Source organism: Arthrobacter senegalensis, assembly GCF_059091765.1.
In genome coordinates, this window is sequence record NZ_JBNHGZ010000004.1 from 137,662 (window position 1) to 151,980 (window position 14,319).

Annotated in this window: 14 protein-coding genes and 1 riboswitch; of the genes, 5 read left to right on the forward strand and 9 right to left on the reverse strand. The window is 66.4% G+C overall.

The genetic code is table 11. The annotated features are described in order from the left end of the window. Positions 1 to 7: 7 nt before the first annotated feature. Positions 8 to 1,396, reverse strand: a complete 1,389-nt coding sequence (locus AC5RVG_RS13590; protein WP_494014230.1) for a glycine--tRNA ligase — start codon at positions 1,394 to 1,396, stop codon at positions 8 to 10. 185 nt (positions 1,397 to 1,581) lie between these two features. Between AC5RVG_RS13590 and AC5RVG_RS13595 the strand changes: the two genes are divergently transcribed. Further along, entirely contained in the window at positions 1,582 to 1,809 is a 228-nt protein-coding gene (locus AC5RVG_RS13595; protein WP_494014231.1) for an RNA-binding S4 domain-containing protein, read from the forward strand. A gap of 17 nt (positions 1,810 to 1,826) precedes the next feature. Here the strand turns inward: AC5RVG_RS13595 and AC5RVG_RS13600 are convergent, their stop codons facing one another. Then, a complete protein-coding gene (locus AC5RVG_RS13600) occupies positions 1,827 to 2,477 on the reverse strand; it encodes an alpha/beta hydrolase (RefSeq protein ID WP_494014232.1) in 651 nt (216 codons plus the stop codon). Positions 2,478 to 2,579: 102 nt separating this feature from the next. Continuing rightward, positions 2,580 to 3,653, reverse strand: coding sequence for an alpha/beta fold hydrolase (locus tag AC5RVG_RS13605; RefSeq protein WP_494014233.1), 1,074 nt, complete (start codon positions 3,651 to 3,653; stop codon positions 2,580 to 2,582). A gap of 152 nt (positions 3,654 to 3,805) precedes the next feature. Here AC5RVG_RS13605 and AC5RVG_RS13610 point away from each other — a divergent pair, with 152 nt between their 5' ends. Both AC5RVG_RS13610 and AC5RVG_RS13615 read left to right on the forward strand, forming a co-directional pair. Beyond that, positions 3,806 to 4,648 (forward strand): SGNH/GDSL hydrolase family protein, encoded by an 843-nt coding sequence (locus AC5RVG_RS13610; protein WP_494014234.1) that lies wholly within the window; start codon positions 3,806 to 3,808, stop codon positions 4,646 to 4,648. Positions 4,649 to 4,660: 12 nt separating this feature from the next. Then, on the forward strand, positions 4,661 to 5,827 hold the full coding sequence (locus AC5RVG_RS13615; protein ID WP_494014235.1) for a winged helix DNA-binding domain-containing protein: 1,167 nt from the start codon (positions 4,661 to 4,663) through the stop codon (positions 5,825 to 5,827). A 94-nt stretch (positions 5,828 to 5,921) separates the two neighbouring features. Here the strand turns inward: AC5RVG_RS13615 and metX are convergent, their stop codons facing one another. Next, positions 5,922 to 6,992: a homoserine O-acetyltransferase MetX gene (metX, locus tag AC5RVG_RS13620; RefSeq protein ID WP_494014385.1), complete on the reverse strand. Its 1,071-nt coding sequence runs from the start codon at positions 6,990 to 6,992 to the stop codon at positions 5,922 to 5,924. A gap of 80 nt (positions 6,993 to 7,072) precedes the next feature. After that, positions 7,073 to 8,398 carry a bifunctional o-acetylhomoserine/o-acetylserine sulfhydrylase gene (locus tag AC5RVG_RS13625; RefSeq protein WP_494014236.1) on the reverse strand — a complete coding sequence of 442 codons (1,326 nt, stop codon included), beginning with the start codon at positions 8,396 to 8,398 and terminating at the stop codon, positions 7,073 to 7,075. 67 nt (positions 8,399 to 8,465) lie between these two features. Continuing rightward, positions 8,466 to 8,580, reverse strand: a riboswitch (SAM riboswitch). A 227-nt stretch (positions 8,581 to 8,807) separates the two neighbouring features. On the opposite strand from AC5RVG_RS13625, the gene AC5RVG_RS13630 reads away from it, so the two are divergent. Next, the gene (locus AC5RVG_RS13630; RefSeq protein WP_494002488.1) at positions 8,808 to 9,449 is read left to right on the forward strand and encodes a VOC family protein; all 642 of its coding nucleotides are present in this window, start codon (positions 8,808 to 8,810) and stop codon (positions 9,447 to 9,449) included. 174 nt (positions 9,450 to 9,623) lie between these two features. After that, a complete protein-coding gene (locus AC5RVG_RS13635; protein WP_494014237.1) occupies positions 9,624 to 10,592 on the forward strand; it encodes a hypothetical protein in 969 nt (322 codons plus the stop codon). Positions 10,593 to 10,723: 131 nt separating this feature from the next. On the opposite strand, the gene AC5RVG_RS13640 is transcribed toward AC5RVG_RS13635, so the two are convergent. From AC5RVG_RS13640 to AC5RVG_RS13655, 4 genes are all read right to left on the reverse strand, one after another. Then, complete coding sequence (locus tag AC5RVG_RS13640; protein WP_494014238.1) at positions 10,724 to 11,503, reverse strand: CPBP family intramembrane glutamic endopeptidase; 780 nt, start codon at positions 11,501 to 11,503, stop codon at positions 10,724 to 10,726. A 106-nt stretch (positions 11,504 to 11,609) separates the two neighbouring features. Further along, a complete protein-coding gene (locus AC5RVG_RS13645; RefSeq protein WP_494014239.1) occupies positions 11,610 to 12,566 on the reverse strand; it encodes a PDR/VanB family oxidoreductase in 957 nt (318 codons plus the stop codon). Positions 12,567 to 12,585: 19 nt separating this feature from the next. Next, complete coding sequence (locus AC5RVG_RS13650) at positions 12,586 to 13,383, reverse strand: amino acid ABC transporter ATP-binding protein (RefSeq protein ID WP_494002492.1); 798 nt, start codon at positions 13,381 to 13,383, stop codon at positions 12,586 to 12,588. Continuing rightward, positions 13,380 to 14,318 carry an amino acid ABC transporter permease gene (locus tag AC5RVG_RS13655; RefSeq protein ID WP_494002493.1) on the reverse strand — a complete coding sequence of 313 codons (939 nt, stop codon included), beginning with the start codon at positions 14,316 to 14,318 and terminating at the stop codon, positions 13,380 to 13,382. The genes AC5RVG_RS13650 and AC5RVG_RS13655 overlap by 4 nt, the downstream gene beginning before the upstream one ends. Position 14,319 lies beyond the last annotated feature (1 nt).

A 14,319-nucleotide genomic window follows, 5' to 3' on the forward strand; every position in this document is an offset into this window, starting at 1 on the left:
GGCCGGTTCAGGCTCCGATCAGGCGGGCTGCCAAATATGCTTCGACCTTGTCCAGGGAGACCCGTTCCTGGGCCATCGAGTCACGCTCACGGATGGTCACCGCCTGATCCTCGAGCGTGTCGAAGTCCACCGTGATGCAGAACGGCGTGCCGATCTCGTCCTGCCGGCGGTAGCGGCGGCCGATGGCACCGGCGTCGTCGAAGTCGATGTTCCAGTTCTTGCGCAGCGCCTCCCCCAGCTCCTTGGCCTTGGGCGAGAGGTCCTCGTTGCGGGACAACGGCAGCACGGCGGCCTTGACCGGGGCCAACCGCGGGTCCAGCCGCAGCACCGTGCGCTTGTCCACGCCGCCCTTGGCGTTCGGCGCCTCGTCCTCGGTATACGCGTCCACCAAAAAGGCCATGAAGGACCGCGTGAGCCCGGCGGCCGGCTCGATCACGTACGGGGTGTAGCGCTCGTTGGTGGCCTGGTTGAAGTAGCTCAGGTCGGTGCCGGAGTGCTTGGAGTGGGTGGACAGGTCAAAGTCCGTCCGGTTGGCGATGCCTTCCAGCTCGCCCCATTCCGAGCCCTGGAAGCCGAAGCGGTATTCGACGTCGGTGGTGCCCTTGGAGTAATGGCTCAGCTTGTCCAGCGGGTGCTCGAAGAGGCGGAGGTTGTCGCGTTTGATGCCCAGGTCCACGTACCACTGCAGCCGGGCGTCGATCCAGTACCGGTGCCACTCTTCGTCCGTCCCGGGCTCCACGAAGAATTCCATTTCCATCTGCTCGAACTCGCGGGTGCGGAAGATGAAGTTGCCCGGGGTGATCTCGTTGCGGAAGCTCTTACCGATCTGGCCGATGCCGAACGGCGGCTTCTTCCGCGAGGTGGTCAGGACATTGTTGAAGTTCACGAAGATGCCCTGCGCGGTCTCCGGGCGCAGGTAGTGCATGCCTTCTTCCTGGGCGACCGGGCCCAGGAAGGTCTTCAACAGGCCGGAGAATTCCTGGGGTTCGGTCCACTCGCCCTTGGTGCCGCAGTTGACGCAGGCGATGTCCTTCAGCCCGTTTTCCGGGGCGCGGCCCTTTTTCTCCTCGTACTCTTCTTCGAGGTGGTCGGCGCGGTAGCGCTTGTGGCAGTTCAGGCACTCCACCAGCGGGTCGGAAAAGACGTCCACGTGGCCGGACGCTTCCCAGACCTGGCGCGGAAGAATGACCGACGAATCCAGTCCGACCACGTCGTCGCGGCCGCGGACCATCGTCTGCCACCACTGGCGCTTGATGTTTTCCTTCAGCTCGACGCCGAGCGGCCCGTAATCCCATGCGGAGCGGGATCCACCGTAAATTTCACCAGCCTGGAACACGAAGCCGCGGCGCTTGGCCAGCGAAATAATCGAATCGAGGGCTGATTTGGCTGCTGCCATGAGGTGGTTCTCCGTATCTCTCCAGGGCCGCTGGGTGCGGTCCGAGGGTTGTCATGGCACAGATCCGCCCGGCTGCTGCAGGCACGGATCGGCGCATAGCGAAGCTACAACGTTAGCCTACCGAAAACGGGAACCCGAACCCGAACCGCGCGGATGCATCGACAGGCATCAGGCATGATGGTTCCATGGCTTCCGACGATATCCATGACGTGCCGATCCGCGACGAGATGATCCGGCTGGGCCAGCTGCTGAAGCTGGCCAACCTCGCCGACGACGGGATCCAGGCCAAGGAGTTCGTCGAGAACGGACTGGTCCAGGTCAACGGCGACATCGAAACGCGCCGCGGCCGGCAATTGCACGCCGGCGATACGGTCAGCTGCAACGGCCAAACGGTGCGGGTCAGCCGCGACTGACCCGCACGGGCCGTTTGCTACTTCCCCTGCAGCACCTTGTAGGTCAGGAACTCCTTCACATGCGCCAGTTCCTGGGCGTTGATGCCGTGGCCGATGCCGGGATAGAGGACCTTGGTCAGGTCCACATGCTCGTTCGTCCAGGCGTGGGTGAACTCGATCTTGTCCGGGGTGATGACCTGGTCCGCCTGGTCCCGGCCCCAGAAGAGCGGGGGCCTGATCGCCTTGACCGCATCGTCGCGGAAGAAATCGTTGCCCGCGGCCGGGACGGCGAATCCGGACAGGCCGACCACCGCGGCGATTTCCTCCGGGCGGTGCCGCAGCACCGAGGTGGCCACCGCCATGCCCATGGAAAAGCCCAGCACCGAAACGCTGCTGTGCATGTCCTTGACTCCGTCCAGCCAGGACACCACGTCGCTGACGGCCTTCGTGACCTTGTCCACGGAAAAGTCCGGCTCGTGCATCAGGGGGAACCAGGTGAAGCCGGGTCCCATCGCCACCGGCGCGCGCACCGCCGCCACGGTGAATTCCTCCGGCAGTCCGGGCACCAGGCCCATCAGGTCCTGCTCGTGGGATCCGTAGCCGTGGAAGAGCACCAGCAGGGGCGTCCCCGCCCGCTCCTGTTCGGGTTTGGACCAGGCAACGACGGGCTGATAAGCAGTTTCAGTCATGGGTTCCATGATGGCACAAAGAGCCCATTGCTTGAAACTTAAAGCTTCTTAAGGTGTCGGATCTCCCAGGGCCCGGGCACCCGAGCCGGTGCCCGGGAGGCCTCAGACCGCGGGCTGCCCGGCCCCGCCGCTCCGTTCGACGTGCGCCGTCAGCTCGGCGACGAACCGTTCCGGATACTCCACGTGCGGCGAATGTCCGCAGTTGTCGAGCAGCACCTCGGTGAAGCGCCCGCCGTTGGCCTCATACTTTTCCAGCACCGCCCGGGTCTGCGCGACCATCGGCTGCGGCGGGGCCGCCTCCTCCCCCGGCCAGCCGGGCACCAGACCGGCCTTGCCGAGGCAGTTCAGGTCGAAGAAGGAAGCATCGGAGACAATTGCGTCGCTGTCGCCGTGGATCCAGAGGATGTCCGGCTTGTCCGTCAGGTCAACAATGCCGCTGGCGTCGAAGACCCCCGGCGCCATCGTGTTCAGCACCCCCCTGCGTCCGGGAGCGAAGCCGGGCCAGTTCGGCGAGGGGACGGAATCGCCCGGATAGTTGTCGGGGCCGGTCTTGGTGCTGAGCATCGATTCAACCCAGATGCGTTCGTAGGGCGACTGGAACCCGGCGTGCACATAGGTCGAGCGGTACACCGACAGCGGCGAGGCAGGCGCGTCGCCGCTGGTGTCCCTGGCTTCCAACCGCGCCACGAAGTCGGGATTGGCGCCCCCGCCGCCGGTGCCGGCGTCGTCCGCGGTGAGCCTGCGCCCCTCCGGTCCAGCCGTCCCGCCGAAGCCGTACGGCGAGACCGGAGCCTGAAGCGTGAGGCTACGGACCGGATGCTCCAGCGCGTATTGCATCACCACGCCACCGCCCATGCTCCAGCCCACCAGGTGCGCGGGCCCCAGTTGCAGGGTTTCCAGCGTGGCATGAAGATCGTCCGAAAAGTCACGCAGCCCGCGGCCGGCGTCCACCGGCGCCGGGTCCGTCTGGCCGAAACCCCGCAGGTCCACCGCGACCACGTGGTAGTCGGCCGGCAGCGCCTGCATCGCCTCCTGCCAGAACAGCGCGGAGGAAACATTCCCATGCACCAGGACCACCGGCGTGCCGTCGGGCCGGTCGCCGTCGCGCTCGAGGATGTTCACCGTGAGCCGCTCCGTCGGCACACGCCGCGCCACGATTCCCGCCAGCAATTCCATCCCTGCTCCTCGAGGTCGAGGCGGCCGCCGTTGGCCGCGTCAAGCACACAGTAGTCGGTAAACCGAGCGCTGACCATCACTTCCTGAAAGGTGATTCAGCTATTGGTTCCCACCGCCTGTGCATCCCCGCGCCTTCTTGGGAGAATGTACTTGTGAGTAACTTGTCCCTTCCCGAAACACAAGCGCCCATCGCCGCGGCCCGCCATCCTTGGAGCCGTTACGTTGCCCTGGGTGACTCTTTCACTGAAGGCATCGGCGACCCGGACCCCGGGAGCCCGGGCGGACACCGCGGATGGGCCGACCGCGTGGCCGAGGAACTCGCCCGCGGCCACCATGACTTCGCCTACGCGAACCTCGCGATCCGCGGCCGCCTGCTGCAGCAAATCATCGATGAACAGGTCGAACCGGCCCTGGCCCTGCAGCCGGACCTCATTTCGATCTGCGCGGGCGGCAATGATGTGATCCGGCCGGGCGGCGACCCGGACGCCCTGGCCGAGAAGTTCGACCGCGCCGTCACCCGGCTGGCAGCGTCGCAAGCCACCATCGTCCTGTTTACCGCGCCCGACATCGGCGATACGCCCGTCATCGGCAGTGTCCGCGGCAAGGCGGCCATCTACAACGAGAACCTGCGCACGGTGGCGGCACGCCATAACGCCGTCGTGGCCGACATGTGGGCGCTACGCCAGCTGAAGGCACCGCAGATGTGGGCACCTGACAGGCTGCATTTCTCCCCGCTGGGGCACCACACCATCGCGGCCATGGTGCTGGACGCCCTCAACGTGGAGCATTCGCTGCAGCCCGAGACGCCCAAACCGTTGCCACCCAAGAACTGGCGCACCGCCCGCACCGAGGACCTGGTATGGGCCCGCCAGCACCTGGTCCCGTGGGTCCTGCGCCGGGTCCGCCACCAGTCCTCGGGCGACGGGATCCTGCCCAAGCGGCCGGCCGCCGACCCCTTCTTCGGTCCGGGCATGCCTCCCGGCGCGGCCGGGTAACAGGAGCAGCCGGTGCAGCAGCCGAGTCCCCAGGAGATCCGCCGTCACCGGCTGCGGGCACAGCGGCTGTGGGACAGCCCCCGGGACGACGCCGCCGCCGCCTTGCGCTGGCTGCTCGCCTTCCAGTCCCAGGAATATGTCTATGCCCGCTGGTCGCTGGCGCAGCGCTGCGGCGGACCGGCAAGGGACAACGCTGCGGAGGTGGATGCGGCGATCGCCGGCGGACGCATCCTGCGCACGCATGTCCTGCGGCCCACCTGGCACTTTGTGGCGGCCGGGGACCTGCGCTGGCTGATGCTGCTCTCCGGCCCCCGCCTCAAGGCCGGGAACAAGGGCCGGGACCGGCAGCTGGGACTGGACGAGGCAACGGTGGCGCGCAGCAACGACGTGCTGGCCGCGGCCGTCGCCGGGGGCCGGCACCTGACCCGGGACGAGCTCGCCGCCCGGCTCGCCCAGGCGGCGCTGCTGAAGGACGACGGCGCGAGGCTGAACGGAGCGACGCTGCGCGGGCAGCGGCTGGGGCATCTGGTGTTCCATGCGGAAATGGACCGGGTGCTGGTGAACGGGCCTCCGCGGACCTCCGGGTCGGGCGCCGTGCAGCAAACGTATGCGGCCTTCGACGAGCGGGTACCGCCGCTGGCCGCGGACTTCGACCGCGACGCGGCGCTGGCCCAACTGACCGGGCGGTACTTCACCAGCCGCGGACCGGCGACCTTGAAGGACTGTTCCGACTGGTCCAAACTGCCTCAGGCGGACGTCAAGCGCGGCCTCGAAGCCGGGGGCCGAGACGGACTGGAACTGTTCGAAACCGAGGGGCAACAGCTCTGGTACTCCCCCGCCGCCGGGACGATCGGCGGCGCCGCAGCCGCGGCGGGCCACGGACACCCGCGGGCGGACCTGATCCAGTGTTACGACGAATACGTCATGGGTTACACCAAAACCCGCGGCTATCTGGGCGGCAGCGCGCCGGCGGCGCCGGGCGGCGACGTGCCGATCCACGTGCTGCTGTTGGACGGACGGATGGCCGGCAACTGGAGACACGTCCTCCGGCCCGGCTCCGCCGAGCTGCGGCTCAAGCCGCTGCGGGTCTTCACCGAGCCGGAGCGGCAGGCCGTGGACGACGCGGCGGAACGGTACGCGGCCTTCCTGCGGCGGCCGGTATCGCTCGAACTGACCTGACGCTCCGCTCCCCCGATCGGACGCAGCGGTGGGAATCGGCGCGCACGGCGCGCACCGACGTCGTACCGAGGCCGCTGTCATGCGGGCGGAAAAGTCAGGCGGGCGCGAAGAACGCCTCGGTGAGGGCCGCGTGCAGCTGGTGGATGTCGGTGAGAAAACCGTCGTGGCCCAGCGGCGTCTCGATGGTGTGGACCTTGACCGCCCCGGGCAGCGCCTCGGCCAACTGCCGCGACTGTTCCGGGAAATACAGGCGATCGGAATCCACCGCGGCGACGAAGAACTGCGTGTCGGTGAGGCCGCCCAGCGACTGCTCCAGCGAGCCCCGGCCCCGGGCAACGTCGTGGCTGATGAGGGCCTCGGTGAGCAGGATGTAGCTGTTGGCGTCAAAGCGCGCGACGAGCTTGTCCGCCTGGTAGTCGAGGTAGCTTTCCACCGCATAGCGGCCACGGGCCGACGGCGTGATGCCGCCGTACGGCTGCTCTTCCGCCTGCGGCTTGCGGCCGAACCTGTACTCCAGCTCCGGCTCCGAGCGGTAGTTGATGTGCGCGATGCGCCGGGCGATACCCAGACCGGCCTCGGGAGCGGGGCCCCCGTAATAGTCGCCGCCGGCGAAGTGCGGGTCCAGCCGGATGGCCGCGACCTGCGCCTGCGCGAAGGCAATCTGCTCGGCGGTGCTCGCGGCGCCGCACGACAGGACGGCGCATCGGGCGGTGCGCTCCGGAAAGGTGGCCGCCCATTCAAGCGCGCGGGCGCCACCCATCGACCCGCCGAGCACCGTGTGCCAGCGCCGGATCCCCAGTGCGTCGGCCAGCCGCGCCTCGGCCCGGACCGAATCGCGGATCGTGACGAACGGGAAGCGTGAACCCCACGGCGTCCCGTCCGGCGCTGGCGACGAGGGACCGGTGGAACCGTAGCAGCCGCCAATCATGTTGGCGGCCACGACGAAATAGCGCTCCGTGTCGATCGTGGCACCGGGGCCCACCAGATCGTCCCACCAACCGTCCTCGTCCGAGCAGCCGCGTGCGACGTGCGTGCTGCCGGTCAGGGCATGCTGGATCAGGACGGCGTTGGACGCGTCCGCATTCAGGGTGCCCCAGGTCTCAAAGCCGAGGACCACCTCGGGCAGATAGCCGCCGGCTTCCAGCTCCAGCGCACCAACCGGCATCCGGCGCAGGATGCCGTCGGTTGCCTGTTCCACCAGTTCCTGCGGTTGCACTATCGTCACGCTGCGCTCTACCTGCTTGCCTAGTCGTCCGCACCCTTGGCGGCGCGGAAACCGGCCTCCAGGTCGGCGATGATGTCGTTGACGTTCTCGATGCCTACCGACAGCCGGACCAGACCGTCGGTCACCCCGGCTGCGACCCGTTCCGCGGCCGAGAGTTGGGCATGGGTGGTCGACGCCGGGTGGATCACCAGCGAGCGCACATCGCCCAGGTTGGCCACGTGCGAGTGCAGTTCAAGGCCGTCCACGAAGCGCTTTCCGGCCTCGATGCCGCCCTTGATTTCGAACGCGACGATGGCGCCGGTCCCCTTCGGGCCGTACTTGCGGCCGCGCTCATACCAGGGGCTGGAGGGCAGGCCGAGGTACGCGACGGAGGCAACGTCGTCGTGCTCTTCCAGGAATTCGGCCACCCTCTGAGCGTTGGCCACATGCCGCTCCACGCGCAGGCTCAGCGTCTCCAGCCCTTGGGCAATCAGGAAGGCATTGAACGGCGAGATGGCGGACCCCAGGTCGCGCAGCAACTGCACCCGGGCCTTGAGGATGTAGGCCAGGTTGGCGCCCAGAGCGCCGTTGACGCCGAGGTCGCGGGCGAAGACCAGCCCGTTGTAGGTGTCGTCCGGCGTGTTGAACCCGGGGAACTTTTCGGGGTCGGCGGCGAAATCGAACGTGCCGGCGTCGACGATCACGCCGCCGATCGCCGTCCCGTGGCCGCCGAGGTACTTGGTGGCCGAGTGGAGCACGATGTCGGCCCCCCACTCGATCGGGCGGATCAGGTACGGGGTGGACAAGGTGTTGTCAACGATCAGCGGCACGCCGTTTTCGTGGGCGATGGCGCTGACCGACTCCAGGTCCAGCACGTCCTGGCGCGGGTTGGAGACGACCTCGCCGAAGAACGCCTTGGTATTCGGCTTGACGGCATCGCGCCACTGCTGCAGGTTGTCCGGATCCTCGACGAAAGTGACCTCGATGCCGAACTTGGGCAGCGTGGTGCGCAGCAGGTTGTAGGTGCCGCCGTACAGGCTGGGGCTGGCCACGATGTGGTCGCCGGCCTCGGCCAGGTTGAGGATGGAGAACGTCGACGCGGCCTGGCCCGAAGCAAGCAGCAGGGCGCCGACGCCGCCCTCCAGGTTGGCGATCCGCGTCTCGACCGCTTCCTGGGTGGGGTTGCCGATCCTGGTGTAGATGGGTGCCAGTTCGGACAGGGCGAACCGGTCGGCCGCGCTCTGCGCGCTGGGGAACACGAACGACGTGGTCTGGTAGATCGGCAGTGCGCGGGCGCCCGTGGCGGCGTCCGGCTCCTGCCCTGCGTGGATCTGACGGGTTTCAAAGGACCAATCGGCGTTGGACATGGTGCAACTCCTTCACTGGAAGGGGCCATCCGGGATCCGGCCGTGCCGGCATGTCTGTCCCGGGTGTGACCCGCGCTTGCGCACCGCCTTATGGCGGCTGCCTGGTCTTCACCCGGGGCACCCCACCGCGGTTGGAGGGTTGCCGGCCAGCAAACCGGGGTTTTGCGCTGGCACTCATGACCTGCCTCCAGTCTCCGCAGACAAGCCGGCGGCCGCAACAATATGACACCTTATGACTGGGCACCCGTCTCGGGACCGTCTCTCCGACAGTCCGCTTGGTCACTGTTGCCGGCGCGCGCCGGGGAGGCGGAATTGCTGTCCGGAACGGCGCGTTCCACACGAGCCGCAAATTGAGTGACTTAGGTCACCCTAAGTCGAGAGCGGGTTCACAAAGTGCCAAGATAATGCCATGCGCTTCGACCATGTTTCTTATGCCGCTGAACCCGACGGTCTGGCTGCCACCTCAGAGCGGATCTCCAAAGCCCTGGGCATCGACGCCGTCAAGGGCGGGGTTCACCCCCGCTTCGGCACCCGCAATATGATCTTCCCCCTCACCGACCACCATTACCTGGAGGTCGTGGAGGTGCTCGACCACCCCGCTTCCGACAAGGCCCCCTTTGGCCAAGCCGTGCGGGCGCGGTCGGAAGCCGGCGGCGGCTGGATGGGCTGGTGCGTGGCGGTCGACGACCTGACCCCGTTCGAAGAACGGCTGGGCCGCCACGCGGTTCCCGGCAACCGCAAGTTCCCGGATGGGCAGGAACTGAGCTGGCAGCAGATCGGGATCAAGGGCCTCATCGCCGACCCGCAGGTGCCCTACATGTTGCGCTGGGATGACGGCACCGAACCGCTGCACCCGTCCAACGCCCGCCCCGCCACGGTCAAGCTGATCGGCCTGACCATCGCCGGCTCTTCCGAGCGGGTGGCGGACTGGCTGGGCACGCCGGTCGACGGCCTGCTGGACGACGTCAAGGTCGCTTGGACGGCACCCAACGGTACGCCGGGCATCCTGTCCGTCCGCTTTGAAACCGCCAACGGGATCGTCGAACTCTAAGTTCTCCCGGCATCGCTCCGTTTCGGGCGTCCGCTCCGCGTTATAGAAGGAGCAGACGCCCGAAACGGAGCTTTTGCGTTCACAAGCCCTCCAGATCGACCTGCAGGGCAGCGTTTTTCCACACAGCTCCTCCCCGCGTGCCCGACCGCCATGAGGTCGCCGAGGCTGTCCCGTATGGACGTGAAACTGATCTATGTGAGGGACCTGGAGAAGTGTGGTCCAGGACGCCGGGATGTCGCCCGACAAGCTGCGGAAGAACAATTGGTCCGCTTGCGGCGCGGCGTGTATGCGGCCGCCGGGGAATACTCGCGGTTGCCATGGTGGGAGCAGCAGCGCCTGCACATAGAGGCCGCCGTCGGCACCGGACGCACCGACAGAGTCCTTGTCCAGCGCTCTGCGGCGGCGGTGTGGGGACTTCCGGTAATCGGCCGCTCTCTGGACGTGGACTTGTTGGCTTACAACGGCACGCATGGTCGGTCCCGTGGCGGAATCCGGTGGCATCGCAGGGAACTTTTGGAACCCCTCGTTAGCCGCAACGGCTACCTGATCACTTCCCGGGCACAAACCGTTGTCGATTTGGCGGCGCATAGTCCCTTCGCTGAGGCCGTTCCCGCAATGGACCATGCGCTTCGCGTGGACCGCCACCTCGGCCTTCCCGCCCTGCAGGCCACCCGGATTCTTGATCTGGCCGGTTCTTTGCCACCGGGAAAGTCAAACCGCGTGAAACGGGTTCTCGCCTTCGCCGATCCCGCCTCGCAGTCGCCGGGCGAATCGTACTCCCGGGCTCTGATGTACCTGAACCACTTCCCGGAGCCGTTACTGCAGTACCCTGTCTTCGATTCGCAGGGAGTTCGTGTCGGCATCGTCGACTTCTACTGGGAACAATTTCGTCTTGCCGGCGAATTCGATGGTGCAGGAAAATACTCCCGAAACGAGTACCTTCGGAGCCGTAGTCCCGCCGACGTAGTGGAGGCGGAAAAGAGGCGGGAGGACCGCATTCGGGCGACGGGGGCGGGAATGGTTCGCTGGATGTGGGATGCGCTCCAGCCCACCGGTACCGACACACCACTGGGTCTCGTCCGGTCCCTTTCCATGGCGGGCCTTCCCCAGGATAGGTGGAACAACTCGTGGAGGGGCATGTAGCGGCCAATTCTCCCCAGCACCACTCCTGACTTGCGGGCGGGCCGTTGCTCCGGTTTGGGCTGCGGCTCTGGAAAACAGCAGGAGCACGTGTACCAGGCTCCAATAGATGGCCGGCAACTCTTTTGTGCCCGCTACGTGCCGATGCCGATGGCCGGCCCCAGCAGCGTGTAACCGACGAAGCCGGCAATATCCAGCAGCGCGTGCGCCACCACCAGCGGCATCACCCGCTTGGCCTTTGTATAGGCGTAGCCGAAGACCAAACCCATGAGGAAGTTCCCGATGCCCGGCCCGATGCCCTGGTAGAGGTGGTAGGTCCCGCGCAGGGCGGCGCTGACGAAGATCGCGGACCAGATGCCCCAGCCGAACTTCGCGAAGCGGTTGAAGAGGTAGCCCACCATGACCACCTCTTCGAGGACCGCATGCCGCAGCGCGGACAGGACCAACACCGGAACCGTCCACCAGTATTCATCCAGGGCCGCCGGGACAATGGCGGTGGTGATTCCCAGCGCCCGGCCGGCGGCATAGACGCCCAGCGTCCCGACACCGATCACCAGCGCGAGCAAAAAGCCCAGGCCGAAGTCCAGCCGCGGCCGGGAAAACGTGAACCCGATCGCACGGAAGGCCGACCGGCCGGGAACGGTCATCAAGAACAGCACCAGGGCCACCGGTACCAGCGCAAAGACGATGCCCAGCATTTGGTACACGAAGTCGAAGAGCTCCCGCTCGTTCAGCACCGGGTTCAGCGTGGTCGTCTGCGAGGCCAGCGGAGCGCGGGTCATTTTTTCCAGCAGGTTCACCACGGCGTAGACCGCCGACTGCCCGAGCGAGAGTCCCAGGACGATCAATACCTCTGCCCGGTAGTACCTGACCGTGCGCCGCGTGCCCTCGGCGGCGACCCTCTGCTTGTCCATAGCCTCCATCTTGCCAACAGAACCGCGGGAGTCATCGGCCTAAGGCGCTTCCGTTCCGTGCGCGGCTGCTCCCGTGGCCCGCGTCGGCGCCGGGAACGCTTGGCTGCTACAAGTCCAGCAGCAGGCGCCGGCCCTTGCATCGCGACACGCAGATCATCATGGTGTCTCCGGCCTCGCGCTCGTCGTCGGACAGCAGCGAGTCACGGTGATCGATCTCACCACCCAGGACGGGGGTTTCGCAGGTGCCGCAGATCCCCTCCCGGCAGGAATTCAGCGGGTGGATCCCGACCGCTTCGAGGGCCTGCAGAATCGATTCCCCGGGTCCCACCGGAACCTCGGTGCCGTCGGCCAATTCGACCGTGAAGGCCGAGTCCCCCGCCTCCGCCGGCGGCTCGGCCGTCCCGGAGGCTGTGAAGCGCTCACAGTGGAAACGCCCGGGGTTGTCCCAACCGTCCGCGATCGATTGAATCACGTTGAGCAGGGGTCCGGGTCCGCAGGCGTAAACGTGTGTTTCCGGCGGCAATTCGTCCAAGAGTCCGGCCAGCGGGTAGAAGCCGCTTTCGTCGTCGGCGTGGATATGGATGTCGCCGTCGAGCGCTTGGATTTCGTCGAGGAACGCCATCGAAGAACGGCTTCGCCCCAGATAAAGCAGGCGCCAGGGCACGCCGGCTTCGGCAGCTTCCCGGATCATCGGCAGAATCGGGGTGATGCCGATGCCGCCGGCGATGAACACATAGCCGGCGGCGGGAGCCAGAAGGAAGTTGTTACGCGGTCCCCGGACCTGGATCTTGGTGCCGGGCCTGAGCATGTCGTGCACGTAGGCGGAGCCGCCGCGGCCCTCCGGCTCGCGCAGTATGCCAAGCCGCCAGGCGGAGCGGTCCGCCCGCCGGGAGCACAGCGAGTACTGGCGCAGGAGGCCGTTGGGCAGGAGCACGTCGACATGCGCCCCCGCGTCCCACTCCGGCAGCTCCTCCCCCAGCGGATGTTCCAACTGGAGGGAGACCACGCAGTTGGACTCGTGGCTGATCGACCGGACTTCGACGTCGAAAAATTCTTCATTCATGGTGGCACTCACAGGGGTATCAGGCTGCTGCCGGTTCGGCGAGAACGGAGGCTAGGAAGGCCCTGGTTCGTTCGTTTTGCGGATTGGTGATGACGTCCCGGGCGGGCCCCTCTTCCACGACATGGCCGTCGTCCATGAAGACCACGCGATCGGCGACGTCGCGGGCGAAATTCATTTCATGCGTCACCACCACCATCGTCATGCCGGACATGGCCAGGTCCTTCATCACCTTCAGGACCTCTCCCACCAATTCGGGATCCAAGGCGGAAGTGGGCTCGTCGAACAACATCAGCTTCGGTTCCATGCACAGGGCACGGGCGATCGCCACCCGCTGCTGCTGGCCGCCGGAAAGCTGGCGCGGATACGCATCCGCCTTCTCGCTCAGGCCGACTTTTTCCAGCAGCGACTTCGCTCTGGCCACCGCTGTCGCCTTCCGCTCCTTCCGGACCAGACGCGGCGCCTCGATGAGGTTTTGCAGGACGGTCATGTGCGGAAACAGGTTGAACTGCTGGAACACCATGCCGACGTCGGAACGGCTGTGGCAGATATCGTTGTGGCTTTGCTCGTAGAGCCTGTTGCCCTTGAGGTCGTAGCCGACGATCTTCCCGTTGACCCACATCCTGCCGCCGTCGATGACTTCCAGATGGTTGATGCACCGCAGGAAGGTGCTCTTCCCGGATCCGGAGGGGCCGATGAGGCACACCACCTCGCCCTGCTGGACGTGCAGGTCAATCCCCTTCAGAACACGGTTCGAGCCGTAGTTCTTGCAGACCCCGTTCGCCTTGACCATCGGTTCGGCACCGTTCGCTGCTGTCATTTCTTGCCGCCTTTCAGGGAGAGTGCGTCATGGGTCGCGAAAAACCGCTTTAGCTGCTGGAACGGCGTCGGCGGCAGGTTTCGCTGGTTGCCGCGGGCGAACCGCCGCTCCAGGTAGTACTGGCCAACGGTGAGGACGGAGGTGATCAGCAGGTACCAAAGGCTGGCCACAATGAGCAGCGGGATGGTCTCGAACGTGCGTGCGTAGATGATCTGCGCCGAATACAGCAGCTCCGGCACCGAGATCACGCTCACCAGGGCGGTGGTCTTGAGCATGCCGATGGTCTCATTCCCGGTGGGCGGGATGATCACGCGCATCGCCTGCGGCAGCACGATGCGCCGCATTGTCTGCAGCTTCGTGATGCCCAGCGCTCCTGCGGCCTCGGTCTGTCCGTGGTCAACGGAGAGGATGCCGGCCCGGACAATCTCGGACATGTAGGCACCCTGATTCAGGCCGAGGCCGAGGATCGCCGCCGTCATCGGCGTAATGAACTGATTCGCATCCAGGTGGACCCCCGGGATGCCCAGGGTAATGACCGGGTAAAGCGCGGCCAGGTTGAACCAGAACAGCAGCTGCACCAGCACCGGAGTGCCGCGGAAGAAGTGCACGTAGGCGAAGGCAGCGCCGCGCACCACGGGATTGACCGACAGCCGCATGACGGCCAGGACCACCCCGAGCACGATGCCAATGGCCATGCTGATGGCGGTAAGTCCCAGCGTGACGAGTATGCCCCGGCCGATGGAGATGTCGCGCAGATACATCGCCACCACGTCCCAACCGAAGTTCGGGTTGGTGAAAACGGAGTGCAGCAGCAGTCCGCCGATCAGGAAGATCAGGGCTGCAGCCAGCCAGCGGCCGGGGTGTTTGGCCTTGACGATGGTGTAGTCATCGACCGGTGTGGCGACCGGCTCGCTTCGGGCAGTCACGGCAGTCATC